Origin of the sequence: Trichormus variabilis 0441 (genome assembly GCF_009856605.1) — a bacterium.
In the GTDB taxonomy this organism is placed as follows: Bacteria; Cyanobacteriota; Cyanobacteriia; order Cyanobacteriales; family Nostocaceae; genus Trichormus; species Trichormus variabilis.
Map to the genome: position 1 here is coordinate 5,882,811 of NZ_CP047242.1, position 17,077 is coordinate 5,899,887.

At 41.2% G+C, this 17,077-nt stretch carries 15 protein-coding genes; 8 read left to right on the forward strand and 7 right to left on the reverse strand.

What is annotated here, in order from left to right:
* Positions 1 to 95: 95 nt before the first annotated feature.
* On the reverse strand, positions 96 to 1,526 hold the full coding sequence (locus tag GSQ19_RS24235) for a DUF2157 domain-containing protein (protein WP_011320371.1): 1,431 nt from the start codon (positions 1,524 to 1,526) through the stop codon (positions 96 to 98).
* A gap of 169 nt (positions 1,527 to 1,695) precedes the next feature.
* Here GSQ19_RS24235 and GSQ19_RS24240 point away from each other — a divergent pair, with 169 nt between their 5' ends.
* Complete coding sequence (locus tag GSQ19_RS24240; protein ID WP_011320372.1) at positions 1,696 to 2,664, forward strand: RsmB/NOP family class I SAM-dependent RNA methyltransferase; 969 nt, start codon at positions 1,696 to 1,698, stop codon at positions 2,662 to 2,664.
* An 85-nt stretch (positions 2,665 to 2,749) separates the two neighbouring features.
* Here the strand turns inward: GSQ19_RS24240 and GSQ19_RS24245 are convergent, their stop codons facing one another.
* Positions 2,750 to 3,121, reverse strand: a complete 372-nt coding sequence (locus GSQ19_RS24245; RefSeq protein WP_041456308.1) for a hypothetical protein — start codon at positions 3,119 to 3,121, stop codon at positions 2,750 to 2,752.
* A gap of 354 nt (positions 3,122 to 3,475) precedes the next feature.
* On the opposite strand from GSQ19_RS24245, the gene GSQ19_RS24250 reads away from it, so the two are divergent.
* Positions 3,476 to 3,856, forward strand: coding sequence for a calcium-binding protein (locus GSQ19_RS24250; RefSeq protein ID WP_011320374.1), 381 nt, complete (start codon positions 3,476 to 3,478; stop codon positions 3,854 to 3,856).
* Here GSQ19_RS24250 and GSQ19_RS24255 read toward each other — a convergent pair.
* Positions 3,853 to 4,413: a sugar O-acetyltransferase gene (locus tag GSQ19_RS24255; RefSeq protein ID WP_011320375.1), complete on the reverse strand. Its 561-nt coding sequence runs from the start codon at positions 4,411 to 4,413 to the stop codon at positions 3,853 to 3,855. The two genes, GSQ19_RS24250 and GSQ19_RS24255, sit on opposite strands and share 4 nt — an antisense overlap.
* Before the next feature lie 44 nt (positions 4,414 to 4,457).
* Complete coding sequence (locus GSQ19_RS24260; RefSeq protein ID WP_011320376.1) at positions 4,458 to 5,756, reverse strand: GGDEF domain-containing response regulator; 1,299 nt, start codon at positions 5,754 to 5,756, stop codon at positions 4,458 to 4,460.
* A gap of 323 nt (positions 5,757 to 6,079) precedes the next feature.
* On the opposite strand from GSQ19_RS24260, the gene GSQ19_RS24265 reads away from it, so the two are divergent.
* The 6 genes from GSQ19_RS24265 to GSQ19_RS24290 all read left to right on the forward strand — a co-directional run bounded on the left by GSQ19_RS24265 (position 6,080) and on the right by GSQ19_RS24290 (position 12,326).
* Positions 6,080 to 7,591, forward strand: a complete 1,512-nt coding sequence (locus GSQ19_RS24265) for a thioredoxin-like domain-containing protein (RefSeq protein ID WP_011320377.1) — start codon at positions 6,080 to 6,082, stop codon at positions 7,589 to 7,591.
* 268 nt (positions 7,592 to 7,859) lie between these two features.
* A complete protein-coding gene (locus GSQ19_RS24270; RefSeq protein ID WP_011320378.1) occupies positions 7,860 to 8,555 on the forward strand; it encodes an HAD family hydrolase in 696 nt (231 codons plus the stop codon).
* A 3-nt stretch (positions 8,556 to 8,558) separates the two neighbouring features.
* Positions 8,559 to 8,906, forward strand: coding sequence for a DUF952 domain-containing protein (locus tag GSQ19_RS24275; RefSeq protein ID WP_011320379.1), 348 nt, complete (start codon positions 8,559 to 8,561; stop codon positions 8,904 to 8,906).
* Positions 8,907 to 8,912: 6 nt separating this feature from the next.
* Entirely contained in the window at positions 8,913 to 9,101 is a 189-nt protein-coding gene (locus GSQ19_RS24280) for a DUF4089 domain-containing protein (protein WP_041456912.1), read from the forward strand.
* Positions 9,098 to 10,492, forward strand: a complete 1,395-nt coding sequence (locus GSQ19_RS24285; protein WP_011320381.1) for an AtzE family amidohydrolase — start codon at positions 9,098 to 9,100, stop codon at positions 10,490 to 10,492. The genes GSQ19_RS24280 and GSQ19_RS24285 overlap by 4 nt, the downstream gene beginning before the upstream one ends.
* A gap of 178 nt (positions 10,493 to 10,670) precedes the next feature.
* The gene (locus tag GSQ19_RS24290; RefSeq protein WP_041455935.1) at positions 10,671 to 12,326 is read left to right on the forward strand and encodes an IS5-like element ISAva5 family transposase; all 1,656 of its coding nucleotides are present in this window, start codon (positions 10,671 to 10,673) and stop codon (positions 12,324 to 12,326) included.
* A gap of 238 nt (positions 12,327 to 12,564) precedes the next feature.
* Here the strand turns inward: GSQ19_RS24290 and map are convergent, their stop codons facing one another.
* The 3 genes from map to GSQ19_RS24305 all read right to left on the reverse strand — a co-directional run bounded on the left by map (position 12,565) and on the right by GSQ19_RS24305 (position 17,072).
* The gene (gene map, locus GSQ19_RS24295; protein WP_010995193.1) at positions 12,565 to 13,392 is read right to left on the reverse strand and encodes a type I methionyl aminopeptidase; all 828 of its coding nucleotides are present in this window, start codon (positions 13,390 to 13,392) and stop codon (positions 12,565 to 12,567) included.
* 134 nt (positions 13,393 to 13,526) lie between these two features.
* Positions 13,527 to 14,000, reverse strand: coding sequence for a plastocyanin/azurin family copper-binding protein (locus tag GSQ19_RS24300; protein WP_011320382.1), 474 nt, complete (start codon positions 13,998 to 14,000; stop codon positions 13,527 to 13,529).
* A gap of 234 nt (positions 14,001 to 14,234) precedes the next feature.
* Positions 14,235 to 17,072: a M16 family metallopeptidase gene (locus GSQ19_RS24305; RefSeq protein ID WP_011320383.1), complete on the reverse strand. Its 2,838-nt coding sequence runs from the start codon at positions 17,070 to 17,072 to the stop codon at positions 14,235 to 14,237.
* Positions 17,073 to 17,077 lie beyond the last annotated feature (5 nt).

Genomic DNA, 17,077 nt, shown 5'->3' on the forward strand with positions numbered 1-17,077 from the left:
ACGCAGAGTGGGGAGTAATCAATTCAAAATACCCTACGGGAAGCTAAAGCTACAAAATTCTTGAATTTTTGCTCCCTCATTTCCTGGCGATTCAATCAACTTGACTTCTTATTAGAAGAACCGGTGAGGCGATTTTCAAACCACATTCCGGTACTGATTAAGATGGAACCACACATCAAGAAAACCATTGACCTAAATAGTAAATCGGTGTCATACTCTAACATCCGACTAATCACTAGTAAAGTTAACAATAGCATACCGCCCCAAAAGGAGCGTCGGTCACTTAACTTCAGCCCCTCCTGAATGAATCCCCAGGACAGCACGGCTAAAAGCACGTTGAAAATAAAACTGCCGAGGTCGCCAATGCGATTAATGGCTTGATGCCAAAATGGTACTACGACGATAAAGCCCAAGAAAGTGGCAATCCAAGTAGTGTTAAAAACAACTTCCCGGCGGGGGGGGTTACTTCTTTGACGTAAGAGAAATAACCATTGCAATACTGCAAGACCACTGAGAATCCCCAAATCAATGACGGAGACAGAAGAAAAGTTGCTGTTACTCGTTGACCCAAAGGAGTTGTAAGACAATCCTTGCCATTGCCAACGAAAGGAAAGGGCATAAAAGACTAAGCCAAAAGCGATTAAGGCTAAGTTACGCGCTAGGGGTTGAAATAGTCGATAATTTATGGTCGGAAATAACAGATCGTCATAACTCCAGAATATGGCAGGAGGCAGTGCTAATGCAAAAGATGCCACCCAAGGAGCTACGTCAGAAAAGTTCAGCAATGGTAGAGGGTTGAGGTTGAATTGCAGGGAACTAGCAAAGAAGATGGCTGCTAAGAAGAAAATCCACCGCGAACGGCAAAAGTAAGCCAAGGGGACAAACAATAGCCATGATATCAATGGCATATGGCGGACTGCTAGCCGCGCCCAACCCCATTCCCCTGAAGAGTACCATAAATCTCCTAGTCCAGCCCAGTAGCCAATCTGTACTAGGATAATAGCCATAATTCCTAAGGAATTAAGGGATAGGCTGTAAGCCATGAAGGAAACGCCAAATCCCCAGGCGATAAATAGTTCCGGAGTAGAACCAGTGATATTAAAAATCTGCGCCATGAGGATGAGGTTTGCACCCAAGATAAAAGCCGCAAAAATTAATAACGCTTCACCTAAGAAGCGCTTACTCTGCTGGGGCTTTTTTCCTTCTTTGTTCTTAAGTGTCGGCTCTCTCCAGGTGTAAAAACCGGTGATACTCACAAAGAAAAATAAACTCATCATCAAGATGAATTTGACTTCCCGTGACCAAGAAAACCAGTTAGCGGCCGCGAAGGTAAAGACACCCACAACCAACAAGACACCGCCAATAGCGATCGCTACCATCATAAAGCGATCGCGTGCAGCAATCTCTAGATTCTTAAATTTATAGCGATCGGCAATTTGTTGATACTGCGAAGCACTAATTATTCCTTCATCACGCCACAATTCCGCATCTCGTCGCAATTTTCGCTGAAAATTGTCAAAAATCATAACCCTCTCCACTGCGCTAGGGTAATTTGCCCATCATTTCGGATTTACGCATGGAGTTATTTAGTCATTAGTCAGCAATCAACAGTTCTTCCCCGTCTCTATTCCCCATTCCCTAGTATTATGAAGCCAAGCCACTTCTAAGCGTTGTTCTCCTGTTACCGTTTTACTAATGGAAAAACCATCGAACTTACTGCTTAAACTTGCACGACGTTTGTTTGAAAATCCTGATAAACAAGAAAAATTTATCGATGCGTTAGTTGCTCCCCAGCCTTTTAATCCCTGTATTCTGTGGTGTCAAAATCAGCCTGATATTTCACCTTTTTCCGTAGAATCTCCGCTAAGTTGGCAACCGAAATTTGTTGACCGTCTGCACCTGGGAGAAAAACCCGGACAGCATACCTTACATCATCAAGGATATTTCTATTGTTTAGATTTTTCATCTGTATTTGCAGCGTCTATTTTATTAACAATTCCTCAATCAGTAAGCTTAGTTTTTGATATGTGCGCTGCTCCCGGCGGTAAAAGTGTTTTTGCCTGGCAAGCTTTACACCCAGATTTAATCATTTGTAATGAAGTGATTGGTAAACGTTTAGGAATGTTAATTTCTAATTTAAAACGTTGTCAAATTAGCCCTTCTATTATATTTAATAGAGATTCTAGTATTTTTGCGGAAAATATTCCTTTATCTAGTAATTTAGTTATAGTTGATGCCCCCTGTACTGGGCAATCTCTATTAGCAAAAGGAGAGAAAGCACCCGGATGTTTTCATCCTACTGCTATTAACAAGAGTGCAAATCGCCAAAAAAGAATCATCGCTAATTCTGCACAAATTGTTGCTCCACAAGGTTATCTTGCTTATATGACTTGTACTTATTCCCCTGAAGAGAATGAGCAGGTGTGTGAATGGTTTCTGTCACGTTTTCCCCAGTTTCAACCAGTAAGAATTAACCATTTACAAGAGTGTCAGTCCCACTTAACAAATATTCCTTGTTATCGGTTATTCCCCCAAGATAAACTAGGTGCTGGGGCGTTTACTGTACTTTTTCAAAATACTGAAGTTGGAGCAGTTAAAGAATTAGAGCCACAGATTTTAAATGATTTAGGTATTATTCAAAAATTCTCACCCCTTGTATCCTAATGAAGTCAGGATGATTAATGAATATACAAATTATCAAAGGACACAATATTTGCGTCCCTTGAGGTTGTATTAGAGGATAATTCGTCTATCGGTTATTATCTTGTAAGTCCTCAGCGCTCCTCTTAGCGGTGTCTGGGTAAACTGAACCGAATTGTTTTACTGCTTCTCCAGATTCTTTGGCAATTCTTTTCGCTCTTTCACCAGGAGCATCTTCTGTTTGACGCGCTTCTCTATTCCATTCTCCAGTGGTTTTGGGTCTATCAGCGTTATCTTGATGTACGACTTTATCAAGCCTTCTAGTTACCGCGTCGCTGCTACGTCCAGAATCAATGCTAGAGTTTAGGCTGGTGGTTAGTACTAAAAAACCAACCAAGGCGATCGCAAAAAAACGCTTTACTTGAAACTCTTGAAATAGAAACTTGATATGAGTGATTACCTGAGAAAATAAATTTGCCATCATCATACTCCATTAATTTGTGTCAAGATTCTTCACACTTGCAGTACTTCCTTGGTTGTATCTACAGTCTGAGTTAGCAGTGAATTTTAATGAAAGCTTTCACCGCAATTTCAAGTTAACGAGAAAACACTAGTTATTCATCTGACACAAGTTATAAATTATTTCTAGAGCAAGGAAGTTTTTTAAATTCCTGTTATGTATTATCAGTGGCCACATCCCCGACTTCTTCAAGAAGTCGGGGCTATAGTCGGGGATGTGACAAAGTGAAAATACTTACAGACACCTGAACTTATCGACAGATATTGCTCAACAGGCTACTATATCAAACTGTATATTAAGCAGGGTCTTTGTTTTATGGCTAGTGTAGAACGCGACGAAAACAGAGAGAATCGCATCGAAACAGAGATTGTTGTCGATGCTGAAGATAAAGAAGAAAGAGCGATGGGTTGGTACTACTATCTAGACGATACTTTGGAGTTTCCCTTTATGGGTAAGTGGAAGAAGAAGTCTCGCAAAACCTCGACTATTGAAGAGAAACCTGTTGAGGTATTGGGTATGGCTCCAGAGGATGATTGTTTGAAGGATATGTATGTAGAAGTTGCTTATATCGGCGGTAAGGAAGATGATATATATACCGCCAAGCTTTCGGATATAGAGGCTATTGATGTGGATGATGACACCCAAGAAGCGATCGCCGATTGGTTATATTGGTTAGCTAGGGGATATAAATTTTAGGTTAAATTGCGAATTATCCGACAAGGATTCCCAACCGCTACAACGTTAGCAGGGATATCTTTTACAACTACGCTCCCAGCCCCAATTGTTGTATTGTCCCCAATTGTTACCCCAGGACAAATAATTACACCACCACCAATCCAGACGTTATTACCAATTTTAATTGGGGCAGCTAATTCTCTTCCAGATAGGCGAATTTCCGGTTCTGTGGGATGGTAGGCAGTATAAATCTGCACGTAGGGCGCGAACAAGACATTATCCCCGATTTCTACCTTATTGCAATCTAAAATTACACAGCCATAGTTCATATATACTCCATTACCTACGTAGATATTGCTACCGTAATCACAATGAAGCGGCGGTACTATGGTGATTTTTTCGCCTATCTGGGCAAATAATTCTTGTAAAATTTGCCTGCGTTGTTCTGGTTGTTCCTCGGTTGTGGCGTTATACATTCGCAACAGGCGACTAGCTCGTTTACTCTCGGCTGCTAATTCTGGATCATCTGCTAGGTATAATTCACCTGCAAGCATTTTTTGTTTTTCGGTTTTTTCCATATATATAATTATTACCAATTACCAATTACCACCCTCACAGCAAACTAACAATTACTAGCTTTATTAAATACGCCATAACGGGCTTTACCTTGCTGTTTAGCACGGAACATAGCATGGTCTGCATCTCTTAATAGGTTTTCTGGCTCATCATAACTACCAGCGTTGAGAGTAATACCGATACTGGCTGTGGTAAATATTTGATGTCCATTTAAGTTTAGGGGTAATCCTAAGGTATCTTGGATGCGTTTGGCTACGTTGATAGCGTCGTTAACGTCTCTAATATCTTCTAACAACACGGCGAATTCATCACCACCAAATCGCCCTACAGTATCTCCACTACGTACACAGGATTCTAATCTATGAGCGATCGCTACTAAAAAATCATCTCCCATTCCGTGTCCAAAGCGATCGTTAATTCCCTGAAAACCATCTAAATCTAAAAACAACACAGCAAAACGATAATCATTGCGGCGTTTGCTACGTTCAATAGCTTGTTTGAGGCGGTCTAAAAATAAAATTCGATTGGGTAGCGTCGTCAGTCCATCATAAAAAGCATTGCGGAGTAATTGCACCTCCGACTGTTTGCGTTGAGTGATATCTTGAAAAACTAAAACTGCCCCAGTGATATTGCCCGTATTATCTCGGATAGGTGCAATCTTATCTCCTATTGGTATCTCTTTACCATCCTTAGAAATCAGCGTACAGTTTTCGGGTAAATTGACAATCTCACCAGTCTGCATCGCCTGTGTAGCCAAATTATCAATTACCTCGTCCATATCCTTATCAACTAGATTCACCACCTCGGCTAAATCTTTGCCAAAAGCTTCATGCTGCATCCAACCCGTAAGTCTTTCCGCCATTGGATTCATCATTTGAATCTGACCATTAGTAAAGGTAACAATTACCCCACAGCCCATACTATTAATAATGGCTGCTTTTTTTGCTGTTTCTTCCTGTAATCTTTCGTAAATTTGATACTGCTTTAAAGCCATTTCTACTGCAAGATGTAAATCTTTTTCTGCAAATGGCTTTAACAGATAAGCAAAGGACTCATCTAGTTGTTTATTGTGCAATTCTAAATGTTGTGAATACTCAATTATACATAACACTGGTATGTGAAAATTATCTTGAATAATATTTGCTACTTGTATCCCGTTAATTTCTCCAGATAAACGGATATCAAATAATACTAAATCTGGGTGCTTCTCTGCTACTTTTTTAATTGCTTCTTGAGGTGAATTTGTAATCTCCAGAACATTATATCCTAATGCTTGTAAACTATTTTTAATATTTAGCGCCAGGGCTGCTTCATCCTCAACAACTAGGATTTTGCGGGAGACCATGTTAAAATTACCTGTTTGCTAAGGTTCAGATATTGTTGTTAACATCAACTTAATCTGAAAGTTATTTATTCTATGATAATCAATCTCTAAAATATCGGTTACTTGCTTGAATAAACTCTTGATTTAAGATTAAAGATTGTGTTAATTGCTGGCAAATTTTCCTGATGTTCAGCAAATAAAAAAAATAATTACCATCATCTGATGTAGATGAAATCTTCATTTTCAATAAAATTATTTTTTGTATCTTATTTGTTACAAAAATGTGACCAATAGGCATATTGGATACCATAATCTTTGTAAATCCAACAATTCCCACAATATTTATGATTCCCCGTGTAAGAGCGCCAGAACTACCGCAAAATTATCCTTGGTTGAATACTGAACAACCTTTGTCTATTAAGCAACTTAGAGGTAGAGTTGTAATTTTAGATTTTTGGACTTATTGTTGTATAAACTGTCTCCACGTTCTGCCAGATTTGAAATATCTGGAACAAAAATACAAGGATAGCCTGACAGTTATTGGTGTCCATTCTGCCAAATTCGACAACGAACAGGAAACCGAAAACATCCGCCAAGCTATATTGCGCTACGATATTGAACACCCAGTATTAGTAGACAAAGGTTTTCGTGTATGGCAAGAGTATGCTGTACGTGCTTGGCCTACTTTAATGGTTATCGACCCCAAAGGTTATGTAATTGGCTACGTTTCTGGTGAAGGAAATCGAGATAAGTTAGACCAATTAATTACACAAGTCATTCAGGAACATCAAGGCGCAATTAATTTCCAACAACTCAGCCTCACTCTAGAAAAACAGCGTCAACCATTAATTACACCTCTAGCTTTTCCAGGTAAAGTTCTAGCCACCCCAGGCGGGTTATTCGTCGCCGACTCCGGACATCACCGCATAGTTGTGAGTGACTTCAACGGTGAGATTCTGCATTTAATCGGTAACGGAAAGTCAGGCTTAACTGATGGTAATTTTCAGGAAGCACAGTTTTCCGCACCCCAGGGAATGGCGTTTGATATGGAAAATCAAATTCTCTACGTCGCTGACACAGATAATCATGTTGTGAGACGGGCTGATATTCAGCAGCAAACAGTAGAAACCATTGCAGGGACAGGTGAACAAAGCCGCAATATTCAACCGCATGGGGGTGCTGGTTTAGAGACTGCTTTAAACTCCCCTTGGGATTTGGTAAAAGTTGGAAATAGTTTATACATTGCAATGGCAGGAACCCATCAAATTTGGCAAATGGATTTACCAAGCGGCTTTGTCAAAACCTATGCAGGTACAGGTGCAGAAGGTTGTTTTGATGGTTACCTGACAGAATCAGTTTTTGCCCAACCTAGTGGAATTACTAATAATGAACAAGAATTATACATTGCTGACAGTGAAATCAGTTCCATTCGTGGTGTAGGACTATTGGAACCTCAGGAAGTCAGAACCGTTTGCGGTAGTGGTGGTTTATTCGGTTTTGGTGATGTCGATGGACAGGGTGAAAATGTCCGTTTACAGCATTGTTTAGGGGTGGAATATTTTCAAAATTATTTGTGGGTAGCAGATACATACAACCACAAAATTAAATTAGTTAGTCCTCATACTGGTAATTGTCAAACTGTCCTGGGAGATGGTTCGGCTGGGTTACAAAATGGTCAAGGTAAAAATACGCGCTTTTTTGAACCTTCCGGCTTGAGTGCGATGGATTCATATCTGTATATTAGTGATACGAACAATCATGTAATTCGCCGTGTAGATTTGCGTACTTTGGAAGTGACGACGATGCAATTTAATGGTTTATGTGCGCCTGATGTTTGTATTCCAAATAACTTTTAAGTTCGTGCATACTGCTTCGCAGAACCCGCAGGGTAGACGCAAAGTTTTCTCTGTACCTCTGTCTTGAAAAGTTCTGGAGGAGGGTTTCTCTACGTAGACGACTGGTGAATCCGCAGAGAGATTGCCCAATTTTATTAGTTTGGTAGGGTGCGTCAGTGCCATATAACCTAACTATACTCAGAAATTATTCATACTGACGCACCCTAGATTTTAGAGATTTTTTTATCTGGAAATCCCTAAGAAACGCTATATATGTAAATTTTATTCTATGCAATTAGTAATTTTCGATATTGATGGTACATTAATTAATTCAAACAGTATTGATTCAGATTGCTTTCTCAGTGCTTTTAAATTAGAGTTTGGTTTTACTAATATTAGTTCCAATTGGGCTAAATACACCAACATCACAGATTCAGGAATTGCACAAGAAATTTTCATAGAAAAGTTAGGTCGATTACCAACACAAGTAGAATTGGAAAATATTAAAAAATGTTTTGTTAATTTATTGCAAGAATCATTTCATGAAAATCCAAATTTATTCAGTGAAATTCTTGGGTCTGGACAAATATTAGCTGAATTACGGGTAAATCAAGACTGGTGCGTGGCGATCGCAACGGGTGGCTGGTATGATTCTGCAATCTTGAAACTAGAAAAAGCAAACTTAAATATACAGGGTATTCCCCTTGCTTCATCGGATGATGGAATTGCAAGAGACGATATTGTCAATTGTGCCATTTCAAAATCTAAAGCAATTTATCAAGTCAGAGAATTTCAAAAAATCGTTTTTGTTGGTGATGGTGTGTGGGATGTGGCAACAGCTTACAATCTCAATATTGACTTTCTTGGCAGAGAAAATAAATTAGACAACATTTTACTTCATGCGGGTGTTGAAAATATAGTGGAAGATTTTAGCGATTCGACTAAATTTTTTCAATTATTAAAAATAGCAAAAATACCTAGATAGACTATGAATACTATTCTTCACATCACCAAACGTCAACAATGGGAACAAGCCAAAAATATCGGCATCTACCATGCTGATTCGCTGGATGCGGAAGGATTTATTCACTCTTCTCAAGCAACACAAATCCTCAAGGTTGCTAATAGGTTTTTTCATCACCAAACGGAATTAGTATTACTTTTTATCGACTCTGATAAAGTTAAACCAGAAATTCGTTATGAGGCGGCTGATGGTGATTTATTTCCCCATATTTATGGCGAGTTGAATCTTGATGCTGTGTATCAAGTGATTGATTTTGAGCCTGGGGAAAATGGGTTGTTTGAGTTGCCACCAGAGGTTGTAAGTTTAGGATAGATGAGTATGGAAATGAAAGATCAAGTGTTGGGTGTATATGTTGAACAAACGGCGTTGCTGTTGGATTTGCCGATAAAAAATGAGTATCGGGATGGAGTGGTGGCAAATTTTGAGAGAATAAGAGCGATCGCTCAACTTGTTAACTCATTTCCACTACCAGAAGCAATAGAACCCGCCCCTGTCTTTGAACCATGAATGATGCTGTTTCCATCGCCAAGGCTATAGGTGAAGGTAAAGTTACCGCCGTAGAGGTAACCCAGGCTGCTTTAGCGCGGATAGCAGCACAGGATGTAGAACTGAATTGTTTTACGGCTGTAACTAGAGAAACGGCTTTGGCGGATGCAGCACGTATTGATAGGGAAATAGCCGCAGGTAATGATTCTGGGTTACTGGCTGGTGTGCCTTTTGCTGTGAAAAACTTATTTGATCTTGTCGGTTTGACGACTCTGGCGGGGGCAAAAATCAATGCCGAAAATCCGCCAGCTAGTCGAGATGCAACCGCAGTAGCCAAGCTGAAACAAGCTGGTGCGGTGTTGGTAGGCGCTTTAAATATGGATGAGTACGCCTACGGATTTGTTACAGAAAATTCCCATTATGGTGTTACCCGCAACCCCCATGATTTACAGCGAGTGGCTGGGGGTTCCTCTGGCGGTTCGGCGGTGGCTGTGGCGGCTGGGTTGGTTCCTTTTACCTTGGGTTCTGATACTAACGGTTCCATTCGTGTCCCGGCGGCTTTGTGTGGTGTGTTTGGTTTCAAACCGACTTACGGGCGTTTGTCTCGTGGTGGGGTGACTTTATTTTCTAGTAGTTTTGACCACATCGGCCCCTTTGCCCGTTCGGTTGGGGATATCGCCACAATATTTGATATTTTGCAAGGAGGAGATGATCGCGATCCTATCTGCACTCAACGACCTGCAAACCCCACTTTACCGCAACTGCATCAAGATATCTCTCATATTAGAATAGCGATCGCTGACGATTATTTCCAAAAAGGGGCGACATCGGCAGCATTAGCAGCCGTACAGCAGGTAGCAGATGCTTTAAACGTAACCAATTACGTAACTTTACCAGAAGCCCACCGCGCCAGGGCAGCCGCATTTGTCATTACCGCCAGCGAAGGCGCAAATTTACACTTAGATAAATTAAGAACACGTTCCCAAGACTTTGACCCAGCAACACGCGATCGCTTTTTGGCAGGGGCATTAATTCCCAGTAATTGGTATATACAAGCACAACGCTTTCGGCAATGGTACCGCGATCGCATCCGTGAAGTTTTTCAGAATGTTGATGTAATTCTTGCCCCTACCACACCCATTACAGCACCCCTAATCGGTCAACAGACAATGATTTTAGATGGGGAGGAAATTCTAGTGCGTCCCCACTTAGGATTGTTCACTCAACCCTTATCTTTTATTGGTTTACCAGTTTTATCAGTACCAATTCAGCGTCCCAATACTTTACCTTTGGGTGTGCAGTTAATCGCCGCCCCATACAATGAAGCCTTCATTTTACAAGTGGCGGCTGTATTAGAAGCCCAAGGTGTAGTTTCAGCCGTGAGTCCGATAAATTATAACTCCTCTCCGTAGCTTGCTTGTCGATGCAAGGAGAGGCTTAAAACTCTAATTCTTTGATACTCAGTTATATGCTTTTGCCCCTTCCCTTGTAGGATACTGTTGGCGAATTATTGAGGGGTTAAGCCCCTCAAGAGTTTGGAACAGTGGAAAAAAGAGAATAAGTATATTGAGCGTAGCATCTACAAAGATTATGACCCTGCACCCGCGTGATATGTCGCAGATTCCTGAAACAACAGCGCAAGTAGCCCGGAATTCATTTCCCAAAGGGAACATATATATGAAGATGCGGGATGAAATAGGAGTGTTATATAAGGATGAGGATTTTGTCAAACTTTACCGCGCAGATTGTGGTCAAAGTGGAATATCAGCAGGACAACTGGCATTAGTGACAGTAATGCAATTTATCGAAGGTTTAACGGATAGACAAGCGGCGGATGCAGTGAGGGGTCATATTGATTGGAAATACGCACTATCGTTGGAATTAAATGACCCAGGGTTTGATTATTCAGTACTTTCAGAATTTCGTCAGCGATTAATCAAAGCAGGACGAGAGCGAGAGTTACTCAACCAAATGCTAGCTCGTTTCCAAGAACTAGGTTGGCTCAAAAATCGCGGCCGTGTCAGAACTGATTCAACTCACGTATTAGCCGCAGTACGACAGTTAAATCGTTTGGAATTAGTGGGAGAAACTTTACGTCATACCTTAAATGACTTGGCTTATTTTGCCCCTGATTGGCTCAAATCGAGAGTTGACGTTGATTGGTTTGAACGTTACTCCCTGAGATTTGAGCAATACCGCTTGCCCAAATCAAAAGCCGAACGTGAGAAATTGAGGCGAAAAATTGGTGAGGATGGTCATCATTTGCTATCCGCTTTGTATGCAGACTCAACTTGTAATTGGCTGTGGCAGATTCCATCAGTGGAAACATTACGTATAGTTTGGGTGCAACAATACTATATTCAATTGCAACAAGTCTATTGGCGAGAACAAGATAACTTACCACCAAATAGACTACAGATTGAATCTCCTTACGATGTTGATGCACGCAATTCCAGCAAGCGAGAAATCAACTGGACTGGTTATAATCTGCATCTGACAGAAATTTGTCACCCCATACTGCCAAACTTAATTATCAATGTGGAAACGTCCGTGGCCACAAGTGCGGATGTTGAGATGACACCAGTAATTCATTCTCGTTTAAACCAGAACAATCTTTTGCCACAAGAACATGTTGTCGATACTGGCTATGTCAATGCTCAAAACTTAGTCGATAGTCAATCCCATTTTCATGTTGATTTAGTAGGAAAAGTTCCCCCCGGAACTAGTTGGCAAGCAACAGCACAATCCGGCTTTGAGCAAAATTGCTTCACTATTCATTGGGATTTGATGCGTGTTGATTGCCCAATGGGTAAACAAAGTAAGTCCTGGCGTACAACTGTCGATAGCCATGACAATCCAGTAGTCAAAATACAATTTGACAAATCCGATTGTTCGCTTTGTTCAAGTCGCTCAAAATGCACTCGCTCCAAAAAACTACCGCGTCTTCTGACCCTCAAACCACAGGAACTACATCTTGCATTACATGATGCTCGCATTCGCCAAAAAACTGAATCTTTTCAACAAATTTATCACCAACGTGCTGGCGTTGAAGGCTTGATTTCCCAAGCTACTGGTCGCTACCAATTACGCCGTTGTCGCTACATTGGTCTTGCCAAAACTCTCTTGCAGCATGTCATTACTGCTGCTGCTATCAACTTCAGTCGGATGTGGGATTGGTGGCAACATGTCCCACGCAGTCAGACTCGCGTTTCTCACTTTGCTCGAATTGCTCCCACTGCCTCATAGTATTCCTGATTTTCTATTTTGTGATGATTGGTTTTGCCCTCTATCAATTCGCCAACAGTATCCTACAAGGGAAGGGGTTGGGGTTAGGTTCCGTCGAACTTATACCAATTCAATAATGATTGCAACACATCATTGGCTGAAGAAGACGCGACGCCAGTCGCTACAACGGGGGGAACCCCCGCAACGCGCTGGCTCATGAATCGCGTCTCTACAAATGGTTTATTTGTCGCCTTCTTTTTTAAACCTTGGTGCGATCGGTTAAAATTTCGTAACCGGTTTCTGTGACTAAAACTGTATGTTCAAATTGGGCGGATAGAGAATTATCTACAGTTACAGCCGTCCAGCGATCGGATAAAGTCCGGGTGTGTTTAGAACCTGCATTTAAAATGGGTTCAATTGCCAATGTCATTCCTGCACGCAGTTTCACATTGGGCATTTCTCTAGTGCGGTAGTTAAACACAGAAGGTTCTTCATGTAGGTTCCTTCCCACACCGTGTCCTGTGAATTCTTCTACCACAGTAAAGCCATTAACTTTCACATGATCCTCAATTGCCCCAGCTAAATCAAGGAGGTATGCACCTGCTTTAACTTGTTCAATGCCCTTATATAGCGCCTCTTCAGCTACGCGAATCAGTTTAGCGGCATCTGGAGTTACTTCACCAACAGCGATCGTAATACAGGAATCACCATGAAAGCCTTGAAAATAAGCACCTGTGTCTACTTTTAGTACATCGCCAGTCCGAATTACTTTCTTATGGCTGGGAATACCATGTACAACTTCGTTATTAATACTAGAGCAGATAGAACCGGTAAAGCCGTGATAGCCCTTAAAACTTGGTGTTGCACCCATTTCACGGATACGTTTTTCCGCATAAGCATCCAAGTCAGCCGTCGTCATTCCTGGTTTTACCAGCCCGGAAATCTCTTTAAGTACGGTGGCGACAATTTTCGCCGACTCTCGCATAATATCAATTTCGCGGGGTGATTTAATTTCAATACCCCGGCGTTGTTTTTTGGCAGGTGATGGCTTAGGTGTTTGAGAAAGCAAGTTGGTGAGAATATTCATGGGAAATCAATTATTACTTGCGCCTTGCCGCTAAGGTTGCAGGTTATTTCTAAACAATTGAGAAATAATATCTATACTTAAGTTAACTTATTTTTCGCTGCTAGATACGTATATAGATGATGGCTGACTGCTGACTAAGGACTGATCACGATTTCCCCTGTCATCCCTGCTTCTGTATGTCCTGGTATGGGACAGCGTAAGCCATATTTTCCTGGTTTGATGGCTAGAAGCACCCATTCAGCTTCAGCACCGGGCTTAAGTTCCAGTTCATGAATCGCCCCTTTAATTTCCACTTTACCTGCTTCCACTTTTTGCGTCCAAATCCCATCGGCAAAGTCTTTGGCAGTAAAATAATGTTTCAATTGGCTGGGGTTGTTGAGGTGTAGTAGATAACGTTTACCAGCTACTAATTCCAAGTTATTTGGTTCAAACTTGAGTTCGTTAGCAGAATTACCCAAAGAAACTGTAATTTCCGAAACAGGTTGTTTAAGTAAATCACTAGATTCTTTCGCCGCCAATGCAGAATTAGTGTTAATAAAAGTAAAACATAGCAGTATGGTAAAAACCACACAAATTTGACGAACTATTGGTAATAAAAATGAAATCATGGCGTATACAATTTTGCGAATTTCCTGGAATAAGTTATGTCAATTTGAAAAAAAGAATGCGACAAATAAACCATTTAAATAAACCATTTGTAGAGACGCGATTCATGAGCCAGCGCGTTGCGGGGGTTCCCCCCGTTGTAGCGACTGGCGTCGCGTCTTCTTCTAGTTATTAGTCCGTAGGGGCAGTATTTAAACGCACCTCTACAACGGTCAACCGTCAACAGTTAGCACTATTTACCTTACACCTTGTCTTGCGACCATAGAAGGCCCAGCCGTTACTACTACTACTTGATCTGGGTGGAGTAACTCACTAGCTGCTTGATTAACTTCGTTTAAGGTAACTTGCTGAATTTTTTGATTATAAGAATGTAGTTCGCTCGGTTCTAGTCCATAAACTTGATTCATCAGAATTTTATTGGTTAATTCCTCTGGGTCTGCCAAAGAAACGTTATAGTTACCAATCAAGGTACGTTTAGCTGTCTCTACTTCTGATGCTGTCACACCTTGTTGGTGAATTTGCTCAAGTACTTGCTGGGTACTAGCGATCGCTTTATTGGTATCTTCGGGACTGGTTTGCATTTCAATCCAGAATGTCCCAAAGTCTTTTTCGGCTTGGAAGTCGCTGTAAATGCCATAAGTTAAACCTTGGCGATCACGCACTTGCTCCCCTAATCTACTAGATAAAGTGTCTCCGCCCAAAATTTGGTTTAACACTAGCGCCGCGTAAAATCTCGGATCTTGACGCTTAATACCTGCATAACCAAGGTAAGTAATAGCTTGGGTCTTACCAGGTAATACTGGATTCTCTCGCGTGGTAGTTTTTGGTAAGGAAACTTGAGGATAGTTTATGCTTGGGGGTTCTCCACTAGCTGGCCAATCACCAAATTCTGATTGAATGAGCGATCGCACTTGCTGAGGTTCAAAATCCCCCATTAGCACCAGCACAGTAGTATCTGGACGATAATATTTCTGACTAAAAGCAATCACATCCTGACGGCGAATCTTCCGCAGACTTTCCACTGTAGGAAAGGTATGTAGGGGATGTTTCTTAGGATAGACCGATTGCAGAAAAATTCTTCTAGCAACTTCACCGGGATCATCTAATTCCATTTTCAGAGAAGTTACAGCTTGTTGCAGATTTAATTCCAGTTCTTTTTTAGGAAATATACTATTTTTCAGTCCGTCGGCTAATGTCCGAATTAGCACCGGAAAATCTTCCGCTAAACTATCGCCTTGGATACGCATACCATTGCGATACGCGGCAAAATCTAAGGTCACACCCCTATCATCCAAAACTTGAGCTAAAGTTGAAGCATTTTTAGTTTTCGTCCCACTCATTAAGCTATCTGCTACTAATGAGGCTAAACCTGCTTGTCCATCTGGATCAAATTCTGTACCTGCTTTAACATAACCGCTCAAGGTGACGGTAGGTGTACTTTTATCAGGTAGCAAAAATACTTGCAACCCATTAGCTAAAGTAAACTGCTGTGGTAAACGTGTTTGCGACTTCTGTTGAATATTATCGGTTGTGGTGTCTAAAGATGGTAGATACTTCATCACCTCCGATGATGTTACAGATGAGTCGCCAGTGAGATTTTCTTGTGTACGTTGTGTTGGCTTTTTGTTGCCAACTTCTTTGGTGCTGGTAGATATCGTTGGTTGAAAAATACCTACTTTCCGGTGAGATTTTGGTAAATATTTTTGAATTACCCGTACTACATCTGCTGAAGTTACTTGTCTAATTGCCGATAAATAATAATCTGTAAAGCGATAATCACCAACAGTTGTCTCATCATTGCCCAACTGCATGGCTTGATCAGTGATAGTCCGGTTACTCAAAATGATGGCAGCTTCTAACTGTCTTTTAGCTCTAGCTAATTCTTCTGCTTTTATACCTGTGCGGGCAAGATTAGCGATCGCTTTATTCAATACCGAGTCAACTTTACCTATATCTTGGTCTGGATCTGCCGTCACCAACAACTCATACCAACCAGCCCGTTGCAAACCACCAACAGAAGCTTCTACTTCACTGGCTAAACCCGATTCTATCAATGCTTTATATAGTCGAGAATTGCGCCCCTCCGTCAAGATGTAATCTACCACCTCTAAGGCAGGCATATCCGGGTGACTCGCTGGCGGTAGGGGGTAAATCACTTGTAAAAGTCCCGCCGCGCCTGGTTCTCGTAGAACTATAGGATTTTTGACTGTTGACTGTTGACTGTTGACTATTGACTGTTGACTATTGACTTTTGCCTGTTGACGCTGAGGAATACCGCCAAATATCTCTTTTACCGTTGCCAAGGTTTCTTCTGCTTGGCAATCGCCAACAATTACTAACACGGCATTTTCGGGACTGTAAAAGTTTTTATAGTATTTTTGTACTTGCTCAACTGGAAATTTTTCTACATCTGCCTTAGTCCCACCTACAGGTAACCCATAAGGATGATTAGGAAACACCGCCTGCATAACCGCTCGATTGAGGCGATATTCTGGACTATTTTCATAACCCTGTAATTCGGAAATGACTACACGCTTTTCACTGGCTAATTTGTCAGCATCGATGAGGGCGTTTTGCATTCTGTCTGCTTCCAAGACTAGCAACGCTTTGAGCTTATCTCGTTCTACTGTGCCGTAATATGCTGTTTGGTCATAACTGGTGAAGGCGTTGGAGTCACTACCTAAAGCACTAAATAAACGTCCAAATTGAATAGGACGGCTTTTTGTGCCTTTAAACATCATGTGTTCTAATTGATGGGCGATGCCGTTGACACCTGGTTCTTCATGACTTGAGCCAAACTTGTACCATACCTGTACACTTACAACAGGTACAGTCGGTACTTCCTTGATGAATACGGTCAAACCATTGTCCAAAACTGTTTTGTGGACGTTTTCTGTGACTCGGAATTGATGGTGATTGTTCGCCACTAATGTTGCTTGGGAATTGACTCGACTCAATGTAGTTTTGTATTGACTTTCAGCAGGGTTATTACTGAAAAATAATACTGTAACTAAAGAAACACTCAACAATAACACATAAAAACGGTATCGATACCAGATAGATAATGCAGACATTTATT